Source organism: Luteibacter sp. 9133, assembly GCF_000800155.1.
Taxonomy (GTDB): Bacteria; Pseudomonadota; Gammaproteobacteria; order Xanthomonadales; family Rhodanobacteraceae; genus Luteibacter; species Luteibacter mycovicinus.
On record NZ_JUHO01000001.1, the window covers coordinates 34,501 to 56,850 of the forward strand.

Annotated in this window: 18 protein-coding genes; 10 read left to right on the forward strand and 8 right to left on the reverse strand. The window is 65.6% G+C overall.

Features of this window, described 5'->3' with window-relative positions:
- Nucleotide 1 precedes the first annotated feature (1 nt).
- Complete coding sequence (gene mprF / locus FA87_RS00105) at nt 2-2,614, reverse strand: bifunctional lysylphosphatidylglycerol flippase/synthetase MprF (RefSeq protein ID WP_239708921.1); 2,613 nt, start codon at nt 2,612-2,614, stop codon at nt 2-4.
- Between the two features lie 214 nt (nt 2,615-2,828).
- Between mprF and FA87_RS00110 the strand changes: the two genes are divergently transcribed.
- The gene (locus FA87_RS00110; RefSeq protein WP_052191470.1) at nt 2,829-4,805 is read left to right on the forward strand and encodes an alkaline phosphatase family protein; all 1,977 of its coding nucleotides are present in this window, start codon (nt 2,829-2,831) and stop codon (nt 4,803-4,805) included.
- 62 nt (nt 4,806-4,867) lie between these two features.
- On the opposite strand, the gene FA87_RS00115 is transcribed toward FA87_RS00110, so the two are convergent.
- Together FA87_RS00115 and FA87_RS00120 are read right to left on the reverse strand one after the other, a co-directional pair.
- Nucleotides 4,868-6,304, reverse strand: coding sequence for a nicotinate phosphoribosyltransferase (locus tag FA87_RS00115; protein ID WP_036118708.1), 1,437 nt, complete (start codon nt 6,302-6,304; stop codon nt 4,868-4,870).
- 26 nt (nt 6,305-6,330) lie between these two features.
- Nucleotides 6,331-7,032 (reverse strand): pirin family protein, encoded by a 702-nt coding sequence (locus FA87_RS00120; protein WP_043691520.1) that lies wholly within the window; start codon nt 7,030-7,032, stop codon nt 6,331-6,333.
- A gap of 196 nt (nt 7,033-7,228) precedes the next feature.
- Between FA87_RS00120 and FA87_RS00125 the strand changes: the two genes are divergently transcribed.
- Together FA87_RS00125 and FA87_RS00130 are read left to right on the forward strand one after the other, a co-directional pair.
- Nucleotides 7,229-8,236: an LLM class flavin-dependent oxidoreductase gene (locus FA87_RS00125; protein ID WP_036116791.1), complete on the forward strand. Its 1,008-nt coding sequence runs from the start codon at nt 7,229-7,231 to the stop codon at nt 8,234-8,236.
- Between the two features lie 7 nt (nt 8,237-8,243).
- Nucleotides 8,244-8,663: a putative toxin-antitoxin system toxin component, PIN family gene (locus tag FA87_RS00130; protein ID WP_036116790.1), complete on the forward strand. Its 420-nt coding sequence runs from the start codon at nt 8,244-8,246 to the stop codon at nt 8,661-8,663.
- Between the two features lie 32 nt (nt 8,664-8,695).
- On the opposite strand, the gene FA87_RS00135 is transcribed toward FA87_RS00130, so the two are convergent.
- Together FA87_RS00135 and FA87_RS00140 are read right to left on the reverse strand one after the other, a co-directional pair.
- Nucleotides 8,696-9,343 carry a DUF6348 family protein gene (locus tag FA87_RS00135; RefSeq protein WP_043691523.1) on the reverse strand — a complete coding sequence of 216 codons (648 nt, stop codon included), beginning with the start codon at nt 9,341-9,343 and terminating at the stop codon, nt 8,696-8,698.
- A 27-nt stretch (nt 9,344-9,370) separates the two neighbouring features.
- Nucleotides 9,371-10,201, reverse strand: coding sequence for a DUF72 domain-containing protein (locus tag FA87_RS00140; protein ID WP_043691526.1), 831 nt, complete (start codon nt 10,199-10,201; stop codon nt 9,371-9,373).
- Nucleotides 10,202-10,279: 78 nt separating this feature from the next.
- Between FA87_RS00140 and FA87_RS00145 the strand changes: the two genes are divergently transcribed.
- The 3 genes from FA87_RS00145 to bla all read left to right on the forward strand — a co-directional run bounded on the left by FA87_RS00145 (nt 10,280) and on the right by bla (nt 12,989).
- Entirely contained in the window at nt 10,280-10,900 is a 621-nt protein-coding gene (locus FA87_RS00145) for a response regulator transcription factor (RefSeq protein ID WP_036116785.1), read from the forward strand.
- Between the two features lie 96 nt (nt 10,901-10,996).
- Nucleotides 10,997-12,085, forward strand: a complete 1,089-nt coding sequence (locus FA87_RS00150) for a PepSY-associated TM helix domain-containing protein (RefSeq protein WP_036116784.1) — start codon at nt 10,997-10,999, stop codon at nt 12,083-12,085.
- A 106-nt stretch (nt 12,086-12,191) separates the two neighbouring features.
- The gene (bla, locus tag FA87_RS00155) at nt 12,192-12,989 is read left to right on the forward strand and encodes a subclass B3 metallo-beta-lactamase (RefSeq protein WP_043691528.1); all 798 of its coding nucleotides are present in this window, start codon (nt 12,192-12,194) and stop codon (nt 12,987-12,989) included.
- A 34-nt stretch (nt 12,990-13,023) separates the two neighbouring features.
- Here bla and FA87_RS00160 read toward each other — a convergent pair whose 3' ends face one another.
- Both FA87_RS00160 and ligD read right to left on the reverse strand, forming a co-directional pair.
- Nucleotides 13,024-13,920, reverse strand: a complete 897-nt coding sequence (locus FA87_RS00160) for an acyltransferase (protein ID WP_043691532.1) — start codon at nt 13,918-13,920, stop codon at nt 13,024-13,026.
- A 47-nt stretch (nt 13,921-13,967) separates the two neighbouring features.
- Nucleotides 13,968-16,529: a DNA ligase D gene (ligD, locus tag FA87_RS00165; protein ID WP_043691536.1), complete on the reverse strand. Its 2,562-nt coding sequence runs from the start codon at nt 16,527-16,529 to the stop codon at nt 13,968-13,970.
- Between the two features lie 138 nt (nt 16,530-16,667).
- Between ligD and FA87_RS00170 the strand changes: the two genes are divergently transcribed.
- The 3 genes from FA87_RS00170 to FA87_RS00180 all read left to right on the forward strand — a co-directional run bounded on the left by FA87_RS00170 (nt 16,668) and on the right by FA87_RS00180 (nt 20,392).
- On the forward strand, nt 16,668-17,624 hold the full coding sequence (locus FA87_RS00170) for a fimbrial protein (RefSeq protein ID WP_043691540.1): 957 nt from the start codon (nt 16,668-16,670) through the stop codon (nt 17,622-17,624).
- 90 nt (nt 17,625-17,714) lie between these two features.
- On the forward strand, nt 17,715-19,403 hold the full coding sequence (locus FA87_RS00175) for a copper resistance system multicopper oxidase (RefSeq protein WP_043691543.1): 1,689 nt from the start codon (nt 17,715-17,717) through the stop codon (nt 19,401-19,403).
- Nucleotides 19,400-20,392, forward strand: a complete 993-nt coding sequence (locus FA87_RS00180) for a copper resistance protein B (RefSeq protein WP_197062343.1) — start codon at nt 19,400-19,402, stop codon at nt 20,390-20,392. Before FA87_RS00175 ends, FA87_RS00180 begins: the two co-directional genes overlap by 4 nt.
- A gap of 4 nt (nt 20,393-20,396) precedes the next feature.
- On the opposite strand, the gene FA87_RS00185 is transcribed toward FA87_RS00180, so the two are convergent.
- The gene (locus tag FA87_RS00185) at nt 20,397-21,260 is read right to left on the reverse strand and encodes an NmrA family NAD(P)-binding protein (RefSeq protein WP_043691546.1); all 864 of its coding nucleotides are present in this window, start codon (nt 21,258-21,260) and stop codon (nt 20,397-20,399) included.
- A 148-nt stretch (nt 21,261-21,408) separates the two neighbouring features.
- On the opposite strand from FA87_RS00185, the gene FA87_RS00190 reads away from it, so the two are divergent.
- The gene (locus FA87_RS00190) at nt 21,409-22,341 is read left to right on the forward strand and encodes a LysR family transcriptional regulator (RefSeq protein WP_043691549.1); all 933 of its coding nucleotides are present in this window, start codon (nt 21,409-21,411) and stop codon (nt 22,339-22,341) included.
- The last annotated feature ends 9 nt before the right edge of the window (nt 22,342-22,350 follow it).

Here is a 22,350-nt window from a genome sequence, read left to right on the forward strand (position 1 = left end):
CTCACCGGCGGACTACGCCGCCGATGCCACCGGAAATGAGGCTGGCGACGTTGGCCAGGGCCAGCGGCAGCGCGATACCGCCGGGCACCGCGATATAGCGCGGTTCCCATTCGGGGTCGAACTTGTCTTTGTAGCGATGCAGGCCACGGAAATTGTAGAAGCGCTCCCCGCGGCCGAACACCATGGCGCCGAAACGGCTCCAGAGCGGCGCGGTACGGCGGTTCTGCAAGCCGGACAACGGCGCCATGCCGAGATTGAACCAGCGATAGCCCTGAGCCTTCGACCAGACCATCAGCTCGATGAACAGGAAATCCATGATGCCGGAAGGACCGTCGGGAAGGTGGCGCATGAGGTCCACGGAGGCTTCTTCCATCGACTCGGTGAGGAACATGTTGGCGAACGCGACCGGCTCGTCGCCCTGCCAGACGACAGCCATCGGTGTGCGACAAAGATAGCGCTCGTCGAACAGACCGAGGGAAAAACGCTTCTCGCGGACCTTCTTGTCGTGCATCCAGGCGTCGGAAATCGCCTTGAGGCGCGGCAGCAACGCGGGTACGCCCTCGGCGGGAACGATCTCCATGCGCAGGCCGTCGCGCTGCAACTTGTTCACGGTGCCGCGCAGCGTCTTCTTCGACTTGCCGTCGAGGTTGAACGTTTCCAGCCGTACCCGTGCTTCCTCGCCGATCTTCAGCAGGCTCATGCCCACATCCAGATACAGGTCCAGATCTTCCGGGCGCACCTGGTAGAACAGGGGCCAGCCGCCGGCGCGCTCGCATTCCTCGCGGAAGCTCCACACCAGTTCACGGCGCGCGTCCTCGTCGGTGCCGACGGGGTCGCCCATGGCGACCCAGCTGCGTCCTTCCACGTCGTACATGATGAAGGCGCGGTCGTCCGGTGCGAACCGCAGCATCTTGTCGCCGACCAGCGCCAGATGGGCCTGGGCGGAGTCGAACGACTTCACCAGCGGCAAGGCGCGCGCGATCTCCGCCTCGCCGGGACGGGTGCGTCGGGTACGCGCCGGGCGGATCAGATTGGCCAGACCGAACAACAGCAGCGCGGCCATGGCGCCGACCAGCGCGCGAAGTGCCCGCGGCGCACCGCCGTGGCGGAAACTGAACTCCCACCACAGGTTGTTGCTGTATTCGACGTGCTTGAAGCTGAAGAAGACCAGCCAGGTCGAGCACGCCAGAACGGCGCCGATCGCCAGCACCCAGCCGGGCGAGAAGCTGGCGCGGAACAGCGACGCACGGCGGTAGAAATGGCGGTGGGCCGGTGCCAGCGCCAGGGCGAGCAACGACAGCAGCGTGGCCTCCTCGTAGTCGATGCCCTTGAGCATCGAGAGGACGGCGCCGAGTACCAGCAGCACCAGCGTCAGGACGTAGGCCGCGTCCAGGCGGCGCTGCAGACCGCGCGCGAGGATCAGCAGCATCATGCCGACGACGCTGGAAAGGAAGTGCGAGACCTCCACCAGTGGCAGCGGGACGAAGCCGCGCAGGATTTCCATGCGCCCGGGGATCGCCAGGGTGGCACCCGAGAACAGGAGGACCGCGCCGGCAACCAGGGTCAGCCCGGCGAAGAACGGTGGCAACAGGCCGCTGAACCACGGCGTGATGAGGGCGGCGTGGCGCAGCGCGCGGATCTCCCTCCAGACCACCAGCACGGTCGCCGCGCACAGCGGCAACAGGTAATAGACGGCGCGGAAGACAGTCAGCGAGCCGAGGATCGGAGCCTCGAGCCCGTGGTTACCCGTCGCGCCGAAGCCGGCCAGCATCACCGCTTCGAACACACCCAGCCCGCCGGGCACATGGCTGATCAGGCCGGCCATCTGGGCCAGCACGAAGATCGCCAGAAAGTGACCGAAACCCGCCGAGATCTCCTGCGGCATCAGCACGTAGAGCACACCGGCCGCCAGGCCCCAGTCGAGCGCGCCGATCAGAATCTGCCGTGCCGCCATGGCCGGCGTCGGCGTGTTGATCGCCCAGCGCCAGATACGGATGGGGCGGCGCACGGTGAGCGAGGCGACGAACCAGGCCAGCGGCACCAGCGACAGGACGATGGCCAGAGGGATGCGCAGGCCCGACAGCGGCACGTCCGGCGGAATGGGCACCAGCAGCAGGGTGACGCCCGTCAGCGCGCACAGGCCGAGCCAGAAGCTCAGGGTCGTATAGAGCACCACGCGGGCGATCTCACCCGGCGTCAGGCCCGCCTGCACGTAGAAGCGGTAGCGGATCGAGCCGGAAACGAGCAGCGACATGCCCAGCGCGTTGGAGAAGGCATAGCTGATGAACGAGATCAGCCCTACGCGCTTGGGCGGCAGCCGTTTACCGACGCTGGCCAGACCGAACCAGTCGTAAAGCGTCATCACGGCGAAACCGGCGCCGGTCAGCAGCACGGCGAGGGCGATATCGCTGTTGGGCAGCGCGTGGACATAGCCGCCGATCTGGCGGTAGGTCACTTCGCTGGCCATCGACTTGAGCGCCCAGAGGGCGAGGCAGAGCAGTACGACGGACAGCAACGGGCCGCCGGCACGACGGATCAGCGTCGCGTACAGCGCAGGCTTGGTGGCCAGGGGTTGATCGGTCGTCGGGAGCTCCGCCCTTGTTTCTTCTCCCACGGTGCCGTGGCTCCCAGTCGTATCGATCCTAAGACTGCGTAGGTTGCCACAAGGCGCGTTCTCGCGGCAGATCGGCTTTTCCTGCGAGGCCGGAATCGCATCTTTATCCTGCGAAGCTGGAACTAAGCTCCGGGAAAGCCAGACGTAAGCCCGCGTGCATACGCTCATGGCCGATCCTGGCCGTGCACCGGCCGGCTTTTTCTTGCGAGGCGTCATGACCCCTGTTTCCTCCGCGCCAGGCGCCCTTCGCCAGCGCTTCCGGCCGTTGCTGTGGTTCGGCATCCTGTTCGTCGGCGTCGCCTTCCTCGTCCGCCTGATCCTCCTGATCAAGACGGGACACGAGGTTCCGGCCAGCCCGGCCAAGTGGCTGTACCTGTTCCTGGTCGGCTTCGGCTACGACGTGGTCGAGTTCGTCTATTTCGCCTGGCCCATGCTGCTGGTGCTCTGGCTCCTGCCGCGGCGCGCCTACGTCTCGCGCTGGGGCCAGCGGATCTTCCTCGGCTTCTGTTTCGTGCTCGCCTTCTTCGTGCTTTACCTGGCGGCGGCCGAGCTGGTGTTCTGGGGTGAGTTCAGCGCGCGATTCAACTTCATCGCGGTGGACTATCTGGTCTACACCCACGAGGTCGTCGGCAACATCCGCGAGTCGTACCCGATCGTCACCTGGTCGCTCATGCTGCTGGCCGCCACTATCGCCCTGATCTTCTTCAGCCGCCACGCGCTGGCGGCGCGAGACTATGGTTCGCGCTTCGGCGCCCGCAGCGCGGTGGTCGGCGTCTGGCTGGTACTGACCGTCGTCGTCAGCTTCGCCGTCGACGGCTCCATGAAGGACCGCTCGGACAACAACTACGTCAACGAACTGGCCGGTAACGGGCCCTACCAGTTCTTCGCCGCGTTTCGCGAAAACGAACTCGACTATGCCAAGTACTACCCGACATTGCCGGACAAGGCGATGTTCGCCAACCTCCGCGCGCAGCTGAAGACGCCGGACGCGACGTTCACCAGCGACGATCCGATGGATATCACGCGCACCATCGCCGGTGACGGCCCCGAGCAGAAGCTCAATGTCGTGCTGATCAGCGTCGAAAGCCTCTCCGGCGACTACGTCGAAGGCCTCGATGTCAGCAAGCACAAGCACCTGATGCCCAACCTGGATGCGCTGGCCTCGAAGAGCCTGTTCTTCAGCCAGCTCTATGCCAACGGTACGCGTACGGTGCGCGGGCTCGAAGCGCTGGCGCTGTCCGTGCCGCCGACCCCGGGCGAATCCATCGTCAAGCGGCCGGACAACGAAAACCTCTGGTCGCTCGCGGACGTGTTCAACGCGAAGGGCTATGCCTCCGAGTTCCTCTACGGCGGCTATGGCTACTTCGACAACATGAACCACTTCTTCGCCAGCAATGGCTATACCGCGGTGGATCGCAATGCCATCGACAGCAAGGACATCCACACGGAGAACGTCTGGGGTGTGGCCGACGAGGATCTGTTCACGCTGGTGATCAAGCGTATGGACGACGCGTATGCCAAAGGCAAGCCGTATTTCGGCCACGTCATGACGACGTCCAATCATCGCCCGTTTACTTTCCCCGAGGGGCGCGTCAACCTGCCCCAGGGCCGTCGCACCGCGGCGGTGGCGTACACGGACTGGGCGCTGGGTGACTTCCTCAGGCGCGCCGCGACGAAACCCTGGTTCAGGGACACGATCTTCGTCATCACCGCGGACCATTGCGCCACCAGCGCGGGCAAGACGAGCCTGCCGGTCGATCGTTACCACATCCCGCTGTACATCTACTCGCCGGCACACATCGCACCGGGCCGCGTGGATCGGCTCATGAGCCAGATCGATATCCCGCCGACGATCCTCGGCCTGCTGCATTTCAGTTACGCGTCGCGCTTCTACGGCTATGACCTGTTCAAGCTGGAGCCGGGCCGCGAGCGTGCCTTCATCAGCACCTATCAGGAGCTGGGTTACCTGCACGGTGAGACCCTGACCTCGCTGGTGCCGCGTCAGCCGGTAAAGGAAATGCTGCCGCAGCGGGCGACGGGCGATGCCACGCCGGTGAAGACCTTCGATCAGGCGGACGCGGATGCGGCGATCACGTACTACCAGTCGGCGGCGTATCTGTTTACCAACGGCCTGATGAAGCACGGAGCGCCCCACCAGACGGCCGCGACAACCTCACCCGGCTCCTTGTAGGAGCGACCCTGGTCGCGACACCAGCGTGCCCGCAAGCCCCGTGTCGCGACCGATGGGTCGCGTCAGCGGCCCGATGCGGCGCGCTGGCGTACGTCGGCGAAGCTCCAGTCGCTTAGCAGTTCACCGTTTTCCCAGACGGTGACCATCGCTTCCTCCCAGCCGTGTTCCAGCTGATCGGCGGGTAGCGAGACCGCACCGTCCGGCAGCGCCACGGTGCGGTAGCTGCCGTACTCACGGTGCCGCACCAGCGTCATGCGGCCGCGCTTGGACATCTTGCCCTGATCGGTGACGGGGTCTTTCCAGACATCGCGCCACTCGCCGTCGATGCGTGCGGCGGAACATTTCAGGGCGAACTTCTGCGTGTCGCGGGTGAGCTTCTGCAACAACGCGCCACCCATGCCGAAGGCCAGGTTGTCCGCCGAATACCCGGCCGCGCTGAGTCGTTCGAGGATCGCCCGGATGCTGCCGGGGTTGACGCCGTCGCCCTGGATCACGCGGACGTGGTTGAGCACGCGGTAACCCTTCGCGTTGACCGTGCTGCCGAAGGCGTCGTTGAGCAGGCTGACGCAGCGATGGACCACCTCGACCGGATCGCCGGAGTCGGGACGTATGACGACGGTGGCACCGGAGGCGATGACGTCGTCGCGCAGTGTCTTGCCCCAGTGCTCGCCGATCGCGTGATAGATGTCGTAACTGTCCGACACGACGGCGACGAGCGACCCGGGTTTCGCGAAGCGCCTTAGCATGTTCCGGTAGGCGTCCACTTCGTGTTCGCGACCCCAGCTGGTGATCGTGCTGTGCTCGGCGGCGGGTATCGAATAACCCGCCATGGGCTCGCCATAGAACGCACGTGCGGCGAGCACGCCCGACACCGTATCCGTGCCCATGAAGTTGACCAGGTGCGCCATGCCGCCGAGGCCGGCGGATTCCGCGCTGGAGACGCCGCGCGCGCCGAAGTCGTGCAGCTTGAAGGGAATCTGTCCGGCGGGATCGTCCGAGGTTTTCTCCAGGTAGTGCAGGATGGTCCGGCGTGCCTGCCAGCTGATGGTCGAAACCGTCACCGGATACCAGAGGCGCAGCAGCAGGGTCTCGAGGTAAGACGGCAGCCAGTAGGCTTCGGGGTCCGTGGATTCGATCGTGACGAGCGCCTGGTGCGTCGGCACGACATGGCCTTCCGGAACGGCGCGTATACGTACAGGCAGGCGACCGCCGTGGACATCCACGATGCGGCGCCAGCCGTCTTCATTGAAAGGTTCGCCATGCGCGGCGAAGAAGTCGCGCGCCTCGTCGACATGGGCGTGGGTGACGATGCGCCCCAGCTGTGACTTGAGGATGGCCTGCAGGCCGAAAAACACCGTGCTCTCGTACGTGCCGCCGCGCGATTCCACGTAGAAGAACGTGGCGTCCGTGCCGGGCGGGTACTGCAGCCAGTGGCTGGCCTTGTAGCTGTCGGTGTCGAGAACGGGGTTGTCGAGATACGCGGTGCTGTGGGTCGTCATGACCCACAGCATACCTCCGGCGTGACTCAGGCCGCGGTATCGACCAGGACCAGTTCCGCATCGGTCGTCGCGGTGATGCTCAGGCGGGTCTCGTCGCGGATCGCGGCGCCATCGCCCTTGTTCAGCGTCTGGCCGTTGATCTGGACGCTACCGGCCGCCGGCACCATATACGCATAGCGACCTTCGCCCAGCGCGTACTCCACCGTCTCGCCCGCCTTGACGCTGGCGCCCAGCACGCGGGCGTCGGTGCGGATCGGCAAGGCGTCGCCGTCGCCGGCCATGCCGCTGGCCAGGGTGACGAACTGGCCCGAGCGCTCGCCCTTCGGGAACGGACGGGTACCCCACGACGGCGCCTTGCGCTCGCCGTCCGGGATGATCCAGATCTGGAAGATCCGGGTGGCGTCCGGTTCGGCGTTGTACTCGGCGTGCCGGATGCCTGTGCCGGCGCTCATGACCTGCACGTCGCCGGCTTCGGTACGGCCCTTGTTGCCCAGGCTGTCTTCATGGGTGATCGCGCCTTCCCGCACATAGGTGATGATCTCCATGTCCGAATGTGGGTGCGCCGGAAAACCGGTGCCTGCGGCGATGGTGTCGTCGTTCCAGACGCGGAGCGCGCCCCAGCCCATACGTTTCTGATCGTGGTACGACGCAAACGAGAAGTGGTGCTTCGCGTCGAGCCAACCGTGGTTGGCGCCGCCGAGGCTGGCGAAGCTGCGGACGTCGATCATGTCGTGCTCCCCCGGGATTACCGGACTGGATGAGTGAATGGGTGTATTTTCCTCTTCCGCACGCGTCGCGGCGCATCGTTCACCGGAACGGATCGTTTCCCGGACGACCTCTTGAGGGTTGCAATCCGGGTCCCCGCGGCCCATCTGGAACGCATGGGCGGTCCGTCCGCCTCCCCACTTTCTGAGGTGTTCGCGGATGATTCCGTTTTCGGTGCTCGACCTGTCCCCCGTTGCCCGTGGCTCCAACCCGGGCGAATCGCTGCGCAACTCGCGCGATCTCGCCCGCCACGCGGAGTCACTGGGTTTCCACCGATACTGGCTGGCCGAGCATCACAACATGACCGGCATCGCCAGCGCGGCCACCTCGGTCGTGATCGGCTATATCGCGGAAGGGACGAGCACGATTCGCGTAGGCTCGGGCGGCGTCATGCTGCCCAACCATGCGCCGCTGGTGATCGCCGAGCAGTTCGGTACGCTGGCCTCGCTATACCCGGGTCGTATCGACCTCGGTCTGGGTCGCGCACCGGGCACCGATCAGGGCACGGCCCGTGCCTTGCGTCGCTCCATGGGGCCCAGCGACGACCGTTTCCCGGACGACGTGCAGGAACTGCAGATGTTCCTGGGCCCGCAACTGCCCGGTCAGACGGTGCGTGCCGTGCCGGGCATGGATACGAACGTGCCGATCTGGTTGCTGGGTTCCAGCCTGTTCAGCGCGCAGCTCGCCGCGCACCTCGGCCTGCCCTTTGCCTTCGCCTCGCATTTCGCGCCCGACATGATGATGAAGGCGCTCGAGGTCTACCGGCACATGTTCCGTCCGTCCGCCGTGCTCGATAAGCCCTACGCGATGCTCGGCATCAACGTGGTCGCGGCCGACACCGATGAAGAAGCACGCAAGCTGTTCACCTCGCAACAGCAGGCGTTCTGGAATCTGCGTCGTGGCGCACCGGGTCTGTTGCCGCCGCCGGTGAATTCGATGGAGGGCGTGTGGACGCCGATGGAGAAGGCGCAGGTGGACCATGCGCTGTCGTGTGCCGTGGTCGGTTCACCCGACAGCGTCCGCGACGGGCTCGAGGCGTTCATCGCGCGCACCGGTGCCGACGAGCTGATCATCACCGCGCAGATCTTCGATCACGAAGCACGCAAGCGCTCGTACAGCATCGTGTCCGCGCAGCACGCGGTGCTGGCCGCTCGCGCCGCGGCCTGAGGCTCACGTGCGCGTCGTCCTGGACACCAACGTCTGCCTCGACGCGTTCGTCTTCGGCGATCCGCGTGCCGCGACGCTGCTTGCGGCGATCGAGTCAGGCGACGTCGAGGCGGTGACGCGCGCGGATTGCCGCAACGAATGGTTGGCGGTGCTGGACTATCGGGCGTTGAAGCTGGAACAGGCGCGACGCATGGCGGCCGAGATGTTCTTCGATCGCCTCGTCGCGGTGTTGCCCACGGAAGTGCCCGCTGTGAAACCGCCCCGCTGCCGCGACCCGGACGACCAGAAGTTTCTCGAGCTGGCGATGGCATCCGGCGCCGCGGTGCTGTTCTCCCGCGACGCCGAGGTGTTGAAGCTCGGCAAGCGTACCGCGCGCGAAGGCTGGTTCCAGATCATGAAGCCCGAAGACTGGCAACGCACCCCGTAGGAGCGCGCCCCGCGCGCGAAAGCCCGTCTACCTCAGTCCACCGGCACCAGCGCGATAAAATTCCGCAAACTGTAATAAGCCTCATGCCTCGGCCATTCCACGGACGCGATCGCCTTGTGCCCCGCCGCCCATGGCTCGTTGTCGAGCAACACCTCGACCTGCGACTTACCGTCGCCCACGTTGCCGTAAAACATGCGAATCCAGTGCACGTCGTTCGTCAGCGGCGCGGTGGCGATCGCCGCCTCGAGAGCCGACAACCCGTCCTCCGGAATGTGCACTGGCGCATCCTGCTCACCACGCAGCGTGAAATCGCCGACGTAAACGGTAAACCGATGCGCGCCGGCGGTCAGCTCATGCACGGCCAGCTTACGCTTGTCGACCAGGTGCCAGCACGCGGCCAGCACGACGTAGAAATCGTTACGCGCGAAGCTGTCCAGCGCATCGCGGCAACCCGCTTTGCCCGTGCCGATGCCACCGAAGCTCTCTTCGATCGTGCGCTCTTCGTCCAGGACGATGTCGATGTCCAGGCGGCCCATGCCGCCATCCTTGCCTTCATGCCAGATGCCGCGCAGCGCGGGAAAGTCGTCGCCCTCGGTCAGCAGCCAGTCTTCGTCCGGCTCGAGGCCTACCTCGTGTTCGGCGAAAAGGTCGATCAGGTGGTTCTGGATAAGACGGTCCATGGTTCGTCCGTTCGGGGAATGGGGTAATTATGCGTCGTCGGCGAGCTTGCCGAGCGCGACAGCGGCCGCCGGATTGCGTTCCTTGGCGGCGGAAATGAAGAAGACGAAGGCATCGCGCGGCTGGCCGGACGCCTGCGGCTCGACGACATGCGGCAGGTCAGCCGGGTCGTCGCCTGCCGTCCACGCCGCCGCGTGGGCAGCCCATGCCTTCAGTTCCTTCGCGGGATAGCCGTGCTTCTCCCTGGCCCGGCTGCGCATGAGCCGCGCGTAGACGAAGGGGCCGGTCAGATCCGCGAATGAGGGGTGATCGGGAGAATCGGTGAACACAGTGGCGACGCCACGGTCCCGGGCCAGCGTCAGCCAGCGCTCGTCCATGAAGCTCTCGTGGCGCACCTCGACAGCGTGGCGTAATGCCACGCCCTCATGACGATCCGGCAGCAGGTCGAGGAAGCCGGCGATATCGTCGGGATCGAACTTGCGTGTGGGCAGGAACTGCCAGAGCACGGCTCCCAGCCGGTCACCCAGGCCGATGGCGCCATCGAGAAACCGCCCGATCCGCTCGCCCGTCGAGGCGAGGGCGCGACTCTGCACGATATGCCGCGGCGCTTTCACCGAAAACACGAAATCTTCCGGCGTTTCCGCAGCCCAGCGTCGATACGTGTCGATATCGGGCGATCGGTAGTAGGTACCGTTGATCTCGATGGCCGACACTTGCCTGCTGGCGTATTCGAGCTCCCGCTTCTGGACCAGCCCCTCCGGATAGAACGGCCCGCGCCAGGGCGCGAACGTCCAACCGCCCATGCCCGTATACAGGCGGCCCGGGGCCTTTTTCGTCGGTTTGGAACGTTTCGTCGCCATCGGGCGATGCTCGCAAGGCCATGGTGGAGAGCACGTCTTTACATGCGCCGGCGCATACGCTTCGGCGATACTGGGACGATGACACCCATCCGAATCATGACCGTCGACGATCATCCGCTCCTCCGTGAGGGGATCGCGGCCGTGATCGAAGGCCAGCACGGGCTCACCCTGGTGGCCGAAGCGGGTAGTGGTGAAGAAGCCATCGAACGCTACCGGGCGTATCGCCCGGACCTTACCCTCATGGACCTGCAGATGCCCGGTATCGGCGGCATCGCGGCGATCGAGGCGATCCGCGCCGAGTTCCCCGACGCCCGCATCCTGGTACTGACGACCTACCGCGGCGACGTGCAGGCACTGCGTGCGTTTCGCGCGGGTGCGCAGGGTTACCTGCTGAAGAGCGAGCTGCGCAAAGAGATGCTGACCACCATCCATCAGATCATGGACGGCAAGCGACGCGTGCCGGAAGAGATCGCCCAGGAAATGGCCGGTCATGCCGGGGACGATGAGCTCACGCCGCGCGAAACCCAGGTCATTACTCACGTGGCCCGCGGCGAGGCCAACCGCGACGTGGCCGCCTCACTCGGCATCGCCGAGGAAACGGTCAAGGCGCACATGAAGAGCATCCTGGCGAAGCTGCAGGCCAACGACCGCACCCATGCCGTCGCCATCGCGCTTCGGCGCGGCATCATCGAACTCTGAGGCGTCAGCCCGGGGACTGTCCTTCGATGAATTTGATCTGAGAATCATTCGCACTTACGATGGCCGCTTTTCCGCACGCCCGGTGGCCCTCTCGTTATGACCGCTCGCCCGCGCCGCTTTCGTGCCTGGCTGAAAACGCTGCACCTCTGGCTCGGGCTCACGCTGGGCCTGTTGCTGGCGCTGGTGACCCTGTCCGGCAGCGTGCTGCTCTTCGAGGAGCCGCTGTTCGTCGGCAGCCATCCCGCGCTCGCCGACCGGCCCCTGCCCGACCTGGCCAGTCAGGGGCATGGGCTTTCGGCCATCCTCGCTTCACCCGCGGGCAAGGGCATGCGCGGCGTCTCGCTGCCCGACGCCGAACTTCCCGTGTGGGAAGCCCAGGAACGCGGCGGTAATCGCGCGTACTACGACGCAGGCACGGGCGAGCTGCTGCTGAAGCGCAAGCTCGCTGGCGATCCCCTGCTGATGCTGCTCGACTGGCACACGCACCTGCTCACGGGCGAGGTCGGTGAAACCGTGCTGGGCGTGGTCGCCTTCACGGGCCTTTTCATGCTTTTCTCCGGAGTGTGGCTGTACTGGCCGGGCCGCCAGCGCGCGATCAGGCATCTGCAGCCGCACACGAATCCGCCCACCCTTCGCTGGGCAAGCTTCCACCGTGCGGTGGGTGTCATCGCCCTGCCCCTGCTCATCGTGATGATCGGTACCGGCACTACGATGGCTTATCGCGGCGCCGTGCGTAACGGTCTCGCCGCCGCCTTCAGCGAGCCGGCGCGCCCGAAACCACCGAAGGTCGCCCCGGCCTCCGTAAGCATCGACTGGGCCCGCGTGCTCGTGGCGGCGCAGGCCGCCGCGCCGGATGCTGTGATCACCCGCCTGATCCTGCCGTCGAAGGAAAGCGGTACCGTGGTGGCCCGTATCCGCCGTCCCGGGGAATGGAATCGCGCCGGCCGCAGCTCGCTGTGGATCGACCCTGCCACGGCGACCGTGCTGGGCGGCGACGATGCGACGAAGCTGGGGCCAGGCGGCCGCCTGGCCAACGCGTTGTTCCCGATCCATTCCGCCGCCGTGGGTGGCTTGCTCTGGCGCGTCGTTGCCTGTTTCACCGGCCTGCTGCCGATGTTTCTGCTGGTGACGGGGTTTCTGTTCTGGCGGGCACGTCAGCGAAGGCCTAAAGCCAGGGACCGGTAAGCCGCGGCACCGCGCATTCCGTGCCATCGCCGCGACAGAATCCCGCCCCTCCACGGTCCCGCGCGGCGCCCTATCCTGCGGATCTCCAGTCCCAGGGAATCACACCATGCGCCGCACCCTGTCCGCCCTCGCCGCCTGTATCGCCCTGCCCGCCTCCGCGGCCATGAACCCGGCGTGGACCGAGCCGGTCGCGCCGCATGTCATCTATGGCAACACGTACTTCGTCGGCACCAGGGGACTGTCCTCGATCCTGATCACCTCACCGCAGGGCCATGTGCTGATCGATGCGACGCTGCCGGAGAACGCGACGCTGGTTGAAGCCAATATCCGCAAGCTCGGCTTCCGCATCGAGGACATCAAGCTGATCCTCAACTCGCACGCGCATGCCGATCACGCGGGCGGTATCGCCAGGCTGGCGCGCGATACCGGCGCACCGGTGCGAGCCACGGCGGCGGCCGCGAAGGAGCTTGCTCTTGGCGGCAACGACGTGGACGATCCGCAGCATGGGGAAGCACCGTTGTATCCCGCGGTAAAAGCGACGGGAGACATCGTGGAAGGCAGCGTCGTCCGCGTTGGCTCACTCACGCTGACGGCGCACCTCACGCCGGGACACACGCCGGGAGGCACGGCGTGGACATGGCAATCGTGCGAGGGCGCGGCGTGCAAGCAGATCGTGTTCGCGGATAGTCTCGGCGCCTTCGCCGCGGACGGCTATCGCTTTGCGGATCATCCCGCGTATGTCACGGCTTACCGGCAAGCCATCCAGCGCCTCGGGGCGTTACAACCGTGCGATGTGCTGCTCGCGCCGCACCCGGAACAGGCCGAAGGCAAGACCTGCGCCACCTACGCCGATGCAGGCAGGCGGAAACTGGAAGAGCGCCTGGCGAAAGAGACGGCTCACTGACGCTGCATCTCCGTCGCCACTTGCCGCAGGGCCGTTACACCTGCCGCGTCAGCATCGATGCGATGCGCGCGTCTTTCTCCGCCCAGAGCTCGTTGACCCATGTCTGAAAGCGCTCGCGGAACACGGCATCGCCTTCGTAATCGCCGCGCATGGCGGACGGGATGGGGATGCGACGGATGTGGATGCGAATCTCGCGGATGCGTCCCGCGATCATGTCCATCATCGAGGTCGGACCATCGGGGTAAACGATGGTCACATCCAGAATCTGCCGTATCGCATCGCCCATCGCGTCGATGACGAACGCGACGCCACCCGCCTTGGGACGCAGCAGATACTTGTACGGCGAACCCTGCGCATCGTGCTTCGCCGGCGTGAATCGCGTGCCTTCGGTGAAGTTCATGATCGCGACCGGCAGGTGACGGAACTTTTCGCACGCGCGACGCGTCGCCTCGCGATCCTTGCCGCGCAGCTCCGGCCTGGCCTCGAGCTCCTGGCGTGAATGACGCTTCATGAAGGGGAAATCGAGCGCCCACCAGGCGGGTCCGAGCAGCGGCACCCAGATCAGCTGGCTCTTCAGGAAGAAACGCATGAACGGAATGCGACGGTTGAACACTTTCTGCAGCGCCGGAATATCGACCCAGCTCTGGTGATTGCACACGACCAGATAATTCTCACGTGGACTGAGGTCCTGGTCGCCCTCGACCAGCCAGCGCGTGCGAGTGAATACGCCGAACATCCAGCCATTGAAGCCAAGCCAGCTCTCGGCGATCCACACCAGCATTCTCGAAACGCCCCGGCGCAGGACCTGCAAGGGCAGGATCAGGCGCACCAGCGTCAGCAGAAACAACGGCGTCACATGCAGCACCGTGTTGGCGAGCAGCAGCACGCAGGCGAGGGGTATGCGCAGGAAGGCGGGAAGCGAGGCGAGCATGAAGGGCCGGCTTGGTGGAGATGGCGCAGTTTACAGGGTCGGCGCGCTCATTGACCCGCCAGCTTGCGGGTGACCGAATCCAGGCTCTGTTTCGCGCTGTCGATTCCCTCCCAGGGGTCTTTCTTCAGTCGGGCCAGCCGCTTAGGCGTGGACCGGATGTCGAACGCCGCGCCTGAGCGCACCTTGCCAAGCTCCTCCCAGCGCAGCGGTACCGCCACGGGGGCGCCGGTCCGCGACCGTAGCGAGTAGGACGCCACAGCGGTGGCGCCGCGTCCGTTGCGCAGATAATCGACATAGATCCTGCCTTGCCGGAATCGCTTGGTCGCGGTCGCGACGAACTCCAGCGGGTGCGCCGCGGCGAGCGCTTCGGCAAACCCGCGCGCGAAAGCCTTCACTTCTTTCCACGCCGCGCCGGGATTCAGCGGGACGACGACGTGAAGGCCCTTGCCTCCCGTAGTGCGAACGAACGACACCAGTCCGAGGTCGGCAAGGAAACCGCGCGTCATCCGTGCCGCGGCCACGACGCGCGACCACGCGACGTCGTCACCCGGGTCAAGGTCGAACACGACGCGATCCGCCACATCGGGACTGTCGACGTGCGAGCCCCAGGGGTGAAACTCCACGGCGCCGAACTGCAGCAGTTCCATGACGCCCGTCTCGTCACGTGGATACAGATAGACCGCCTGCGCACCCGTCTCCTCCTTGAGCTTCGCCTGACCCGTGTGCTCAAGGCCCGCCACCATGTGTTTCTGAAAGAAGCACGGCGAGTCGATGCCACCGGGACAGCGGATGGTCGAGGTCGGGCGGTCATGGATGCCGGGCAGCAGCCATGGCATGACGTGCTTGTAGTAGTCGACGACGTCCTGCTTGCTGATCTTGTCAGCGGGAAAGACGAGACGGTCCGGATGGGTGATGGTAATCGTCCTGGCGGGATCGGGTTTCGACGCCGCCTTCTTCCCGGTTCGCTTCGTCGTCTTGTCGGCACTGCGTTTTTCCGACGACGCGCGATCGCTGTCGCCCAGATCCTCGACGGACTTGTCGACGCGCAGGGCCTTGAGGCTAGGCTGACGCAGAAGTGTCTTGTTGCCGATGCCGCGGAAATAGACTTCGGCGACGACAGTGGGCTGGACCCATAACGCGCCACGCAGCATCGGGTCGATGTTCTCGATGCGCACCCCGGGTTTTTTCGTGCCGCCTCTGGCCAGCGTGTCGCCGAGGTCGCGCAGCATCGCATCGGTAAAACCCGTGCCCACGCGACCTACGTAGGTCCAGCTTCCTTTTCCGTTCGGTCGCGCGAGAAGCAACGATCCGAACGCAAGTCGCGAGCCCTTGGCCGGCGTGTATCCGACGACGGCGAACTCGTCGCTCTCCAGCCGTTTGATCTTCTGCCAGTCGTCGCCGCGCCCGCCGTGGTAACCCCCGTCGACACGTTTGGCGATGATGCCTTCGAGCTTCTGCTCCATCGCCATGGCGAAGACATCGTCGCCATGGCCCACGGTATGCGAGCTGAAACCAAGGTGGGCGGGTGCATGAGCGAGCAGGCGCTGAAGGAGTGCCTTACGCTCGATCAACGGCACGCGACTCAGGTCGTGTCCCTGGATGAAGGGGAGGTCGAACAGCATGTAGACCAGCGGCGCCTGCGCCTCACCGGACAGCGTGCGCTGCAGCGCGTTGAAGTCACTGCGGCCTTCGCCATCCAGTGCGATGAGTTCGCCATCGAGGCGCGCGCTGTCCAGGCCGAGCGCTTCCAGCGCCTGCACGATCTCGGGCAGGCGCTCGTTCCATGGCAACCCGTTACGCGACCACAGCCTTGCCTTCCCCTTGAGCAGTGTCGCAACGATGCGATAGCCGTCCCACTTGACCTCGTGCAGCCACGCGTCGCCCTGCGGTGGCACCTCGCGCAGACGCGCAAGCTGAGGAGCGAAGAAGTCGCCGGACGCCTTTGCCTTGCGTGAGCCGTCGAGCGCCACCGCCGCCTTCGTCAGCACGGCCGTGGACACCTTGCGGACCTTCGGGACGACCTTGTCGCGAGCCGTGGACCGGGCGGCCGCACTGCGCTTCGCCGGGGTCTTCGCGGCACGACGCGTGCTTTCGCGCATCGTCGCATCGAGCAGGTCGTCGGCTTCGACATCGCCGGCATACGCGTCCTCGGCCTTGATCAGGAACCATGCGGGCTGGCGTTCCTTCCTGCCGCTGCGTACCAGGTGCCACGTTCCCTTGAGCCGTTCGCCGAACAACTCGAACACCAGATGTCCCTTGTGCAGCTGAGCCTCGGCGTCGCCACGGGTTGCCCATACGCCGCGGTCGAAAAGATCGACATGACCCTTGCCATACCCTTCGGCGATATCGCCTTCGAAGTCCGCATAAGACACCGGGTGATCCTCCACCTCCACGGCGAGGCGCTTCACCTTCGGGTCATAACTCGGGCCCTTGGGCACGGCCCAGCTGCGCAGCGTATCGCCTACCTGCAGACGAAAATCGAAGTGACGACGTGAAGCATGGTGCAGCTGGACGACGAAGATGGCACGTCCGGCGCGAGCGGAGCCTTCGGGAGCCGGCTCGCGCGTACGTCCGAAGTTTCGCTTGCGCTTGTACTCGTGCAGGCTCATCCCGCGATCATTGATGACGTGCGGTGAATGCGCCGTGGAGCGGGCAGGGCGCCGACATCCCATTTTCAGAATCGCCGTATGGGGTCGCGTCGGGCTGACAGGCAGAGTGGCCGGGCCCATTCCCGAGCGAGTCCCCTCATGTGCTCCTGCCCCTGCCGCGCTTCCTTCCTCGCCGTCGTCATGGCTGTCGCCGCGTCCGTCACACCGGGGCCGGCATCGGCACGTTGCGTCACCCATCCGTCGCAGGGCGTCGGTCAGGCCCTTTCCTTCGGGACGGTATCCGTGCCGGCCGAGACCGCGCGCGGTACGGTGCTCGCGGAGAAGAGCACAGCCGCGTGGAACGCACCCCAGTTCAAATGCATCAAGCCGACGCGTACGGGCAGCCTGGCCTTGTTCGGCTCACCCAGTGCCCTGGGCGACAACATCTATGAAACCAACGTGCCCGGTGTCGGCATCCGTGTCTATTTCTTCAACAGCAGCTACGGTGAGCGTGTCCTTCCGGAGCGCGAATTCATCCCCTGGACCTTCAAGGGTCAGCTGTCGAACGCTCACTTCCGCGTGCAGTTGATCAAGACGGGCGAGGTCACCACGGGCGGTAACCTGTCGACCGGGACGCTGGCACGTGCCGGGTACGACGACCAGTCTCAGGTCTGGGTCGACCTGATGGACGCGCGTATCGAGCCACAACGACCGACCTGCGCCTTTGCCTCCAGGCACCTCGTCTTCGCACTCGGCAATGTCGACGCACGCGATCTCAAGCTGGCGGGCAGCAGTCACTGGGCGACGCAGTCGCTTGTCGTTACAGGATGCACGAACGCCACGCAGATGCTGATGAGTTTTACCGGCACGCCCGACGCCAACGAGGCGTCGCTGTTCAAGCTGAGCGGCTCGGGGGCGGCGACAGGCGTCGCCATCGAGCTACGCAGCGACGACCCCGACGCCCAGGCGCTCCCCAATAACCCGACTCCGCTCGTCCTGCCCGTCCGCACGGAAGGGCAGCAGCTGGGGTTTCGGGCGCGGTACCGGACGACGGGGGCGGACATCGCTCCCGGTGTCGCCAATGCTCACATCACCGTCAATGTGGCTTATCGCTGAGGTCGAAACCGCCAGGAGCCACGTCCAGAGTTGTCGATCAGGTCGTGCCATCGCTAGGCTGCGGTTTCGACCGCCAAAAAGCCCACCGACATGCGCCGTTCCGATGTCCCTTCGATCCTTCTGCCGCGCCGCCGGTTCGTGCAGGGGCTGACTACGGCGGGCGTCGGTCTCGGGTTGGGATTGATCCGGCCAGCCTGGGCCACGGAGCCGATGTCGCCGGCGTCGTTATTGGCCGGCAACGCCATGGACCTGGAGATTCGCGAAGCTTCCGTGGACTTCACGGGCCGGGCGCGCCGTGCGGTAACGGTCAACGGCGGCGTTCCGGGTCCGACTTTGCGCTGGAAGGAGGGCGAGACCGTCAGCCTGCACGTGAAAAACCATCTCGACACGACGTCATCGATCCACTGGCACGGCCTGATCGTGCCCGCCGATCAGGACGGCGTGCCTGGCATCAGTTTCGACGGCGTCCCGGCAGGATCCAGCTTCACCTATCGCTTTCCGGTCCGGCAGTCGGGTACGTACTGGTACCACGCGCACAGTCGATTTCAGGAACAAAGCGGCCTGTATGGCGCGATCGTCATCGAGCCGAAAGAGGGTGAGCGTCATGTCGCCGATCGGGACTATGTTCTCCTGATCAGCGACTGGACCGACGAAGATCCCGAACGCGTCTATGCGAAGCTGCGGACCCGGAGCGACGTCTACAACTACGGACAGCCGACGCTATCCGATTTCCTCCGGGATGCACGCGCCAAAGGCCTGGGCGAGGCCGCGTCGATGCGCAGCATGTGGAATCGCATGCGCATGAATATGAGCGACCTTGCCGACGTATCCGGCGCGACCTACACGTACCTGGTGAATGGAGCGACCCCGGCGGCCAACTGGACAGGTCTGTTCCGGCCCGGCGAGCGCGTGCGCCTCCGGCTCATCAACGGTTCGTCCAATTCGATTTTCGACCTGCGTATTCCGGGGCTGCGCCTGCGTGTGATCGCAGCCGATGGTCAGGACGTCGAGCCCGTGCTCGTGGATGAATTGCGACTCTCGGCGGCCGAGACATACGACGTCATCGTGGAACCGGGCGACGATCGCGCCTACACGATCTTCGCTCAGTCCATCGATCGCTCAGGCTACGCGCGCGCCACGCTTGCGCCGCGAGAGGGTATGGCCGCCCCCCTACCGCCGCTCGATCCGCGCCCACGGCTGGCCATGCGCGACATGATGGGTTCGATGGCGGATGACGCCGCCGATGACAGCGGCATGGTCATGGCTCGCCACGCGCGTTCCGAGTATGGAGCCGGCGTGGACATGCGCGTGGACATGCCGCGCACCAACCTGGACGACCCGGGCGTCGGCCTGCGCGATCGTGCGCATCGCGTCCTGACCTATGCGGACCTGCATACCCTCGGCGGCGCGCTCGATACGCGCGAGCCCTCGCGTACGATCGAACTTCACCTTACCGGCAACATGGAACGCTTCATGTGGTCGTTCGATGGCCTGAAATATTCCGAGGCGAAGCCGGTGCATTTCCGCTCGGGCGAGCGTCTTCGCGTGACGCTGGTCAACGACACCATGATGAATCACCCCATTCATCTGCATGGCATGTGGAGCGAGATCGAATCTCCCGACGGCGCGTTTCAGGTACGCAAACACACCGTCAACATCCAGCCCGCGCAGCAGGTGAGTTATGCGGTGACGGCGGACAATCCCGGACGCTGGGCGTTTCACTGTCACATGCTCTATCACATGGAAGCGGGCATGTTCCGCGAAGTGGTGGTGTCATGACGTGGCGTGCCGCGCTGGTCGCGCTGGCGATGATGCCGGGTATCGTCGCGGCCCAGTCCATGAAGGACATGCAAGACATGCAGGGCATGCAGGGCATGGATCATTCGACGATGCATGACGATCCGCCGCCGGCCGCGTCCGCACCCGCGGCATCGCCTCCGGACCAGCATGACTCGCCGGACCACGCCGGTCACGACATGAGCGGCATGGCGGACATGGGCCACACGAGCACTAACGGGGGGATGGAAATGGGCCCCATGCAGGGCGGCAAGGCGCCGGCCGATGCGCGCAGTGGCGACTGGTCCGACGGCGTGGCCCCGATGTCGGCGCACGACATGCGCATGATGGACATGGACGACACCTCATCCACGAGCATGTTGCTGATCGACAATCTCGAGGCTTATGCGGGGCAGGGTGGTCACGGGCAATCGTGGGAGGCGGAGGGCTGGTACGGCAACGATCGCGACAAGCTCTGGGTTCGGAGCGAGGGCGATCGAAGCGACGGCCGTCCGCAGGACGGTGATGTGGAAGTGCTCTGGAGCCACGCCGTGGCGACGTTCTGGGATACGCAGCTTGGCGTGCGGCGTGACATCGGCGCCGGCCCGAAACGGAACTGGGCGGCGTTCGGCGTGCAGGGCCTCGCGCCGTACTGGTTCGAGGTCGAGGCCACCGCGTATGCGGGCCAGGGCGGGCGTACGGCTGCACGGGTTCGCGTGGAGTACGAGCTGCTGCTTACGCAGCGGCTGATCCTCCAGCCGGAAATCGAGCTCAACGCTTACGGCAAGAACGACATCGCCCGTGGCATTCGATCCGGCATCTCCAGCGTCGACGGCGGCCTGCGTCTGCGCTATGAAATCCGCCGGTCCGTCGCCCCGTATGTGGGTGTCGCCTGGGAGCACCTGACCGGCGGCACGGCGGATCTGGCCTCGGGCCGTGGTCAACGCATCACCGACCGCCGCTGGGTGGCCGGCGTTCGTCTCTGGTTCTAGGCACTCAGCCGACCGGCTTCGACAACAGTCCGGCCATGACGACGTCGAGGCTGGTGGTCCCCTTGATCGCGTCGGCGCCGAAATCGATCCAGCCCTCGTTGAACCCGTCGATCATCCGCATCCGCGGCGTTGGGTTGCTCATGCCGTCGGCGGTGAATCGCGCGGCCCACGTGGCGCGTGGCACCAGACGCGCACGCACGTCACGTCCGAGCGCCCTGGAGAATGCCGCGGCGATATCGTTCGGGCTGACACGCCCGGCTCCTTCCAGCTCCACCACGCGATGGCCTTCGCCACGGTCGTCGAGCAGGGACGCCGCCAGCTGGCCCACATCCCTGGTAGCAACCATCGCGATCTTCCGGTCCAGAGGTGCCAGGAAACTGTCGATGACGCCGTCATCGCGGGCCGAGGCCACATCCCACCGCGCGTTCTCGAGAAACCACCCCGCCCGCAGGAAGGTGACGGGAACGGGCAGGCCGCCGAGCACCCGTTCCATGCGGGTGAGCCGCGACAGCAGGTTCTCCTGCGTCGCGTCGGCACCGATGGTCGACAGTGCGACCACCTGTTTCGGCCGGGCGGCCAGCAGCGCGTCGTGGATGGACGCGATGGCCGGATCCTCGGCCGTCAGAAAATCGGGCGCGGGATCGAAGACCGGCGGGAGCAGGATGAACACGGCTTCGGCACCGCTGAAGGCGCGCGTCAACGCGGCCGTGTCATGAAGCTCGGCGACCGCGACTTCCGCGCCGCGCGCGACGAAGGGCTCCGCCTTGCTCGCATCGCGCACGACGGCGCGGACCGGCCTCCCTGCGGCGAACAAGGCATCGGCCAGCGCGCTGCCGACCTGGCCCGTGATTCCGGTGATGGCGTACATGATCTTTTTCCTGGGGCGTGGGGACCGGGAGAAGATTAGTGAGTGGCCAGTCGTGACTGAAGCGACCTGTGTGCAGTTCTTTCATGATGTTATGTCATGAGTGAACGTGGCATCCTCCGACCGTGCGTTCACCCGCAAGGTGCCCCCCATGTCCACCGATGGCCGATTTCTCGGCAACCTTTCCGTGTTGGTCTCGGTCGTGGAGACCGGCAATTTCGCCCGCGCCGCCGAGGCGCTCGGGCTGTCGCCTTCGGGCGTCAGCCGCGCCATCGGCCGGCTCGAGACGCGCCTGGGCGTGCGCCTCCTGCACCGGACGACACGCTCGGTGAGCCTGACCGACGAAGGCGAGCGTCTCTACGACCGCGTAAGCCCCCTGCTGTCGGGGATCGAGGACGCGGCATGGTCGGCCGCCGGCGATGCACAGGCCGTACGTGGACGCCTTCGGGTCAGTCTCGATCCGATGTTCTCCTGGCAGATCGTGGCACCGCGACTGGAGGCCTTCCTTTCGCGCTACCCCGGTCTCGAGGTTGAGATCGTGACGCGCGACGACCTTGGCGACCTGATTGGCGAGGGCATCGACGTCTCCGTACGCTTCTGCGAACCACCCTCGTCTTCACTCGTGGCGCGCAAACTGCTCGATACCCGTGTGCTGACCGTTGCCGCGCCGTCCTACCTCAAAAAGCACGGTCGGCCGTCGAACCCGTCCGAGCTTGCGGCACACCGCTGCATCCAGTTCCGCGATCCGGTCACCCGGCGCCCGTTCGAGTGGGAGTTTCATCGGAGCGGCAAGGTGGTGCCCGTGCAGACGACCGGCCCTTTGCTGGTCAACGACTCGGGAACGATGTACGCCGTGTGCCTGGCCGGCGCGGGTGTGGCGCAGGTACTCGCCGCCAGTGTCCAGAGCGCCCTGGCCGACGGCCGGCTCGTCGAACTGTTTCCCGAGTGGAACGGCGAAACCTTCCCTCTCTATGCCTTCTACCCCTCGCGCCGACACGCACCGCCAAAGGTCAGGGCATTCGTGGACTTTTGTGTGTCCCTCGTCACGAATAACGATATTCTACCCGGACGAAACGAGCACTAAGTCGGCATT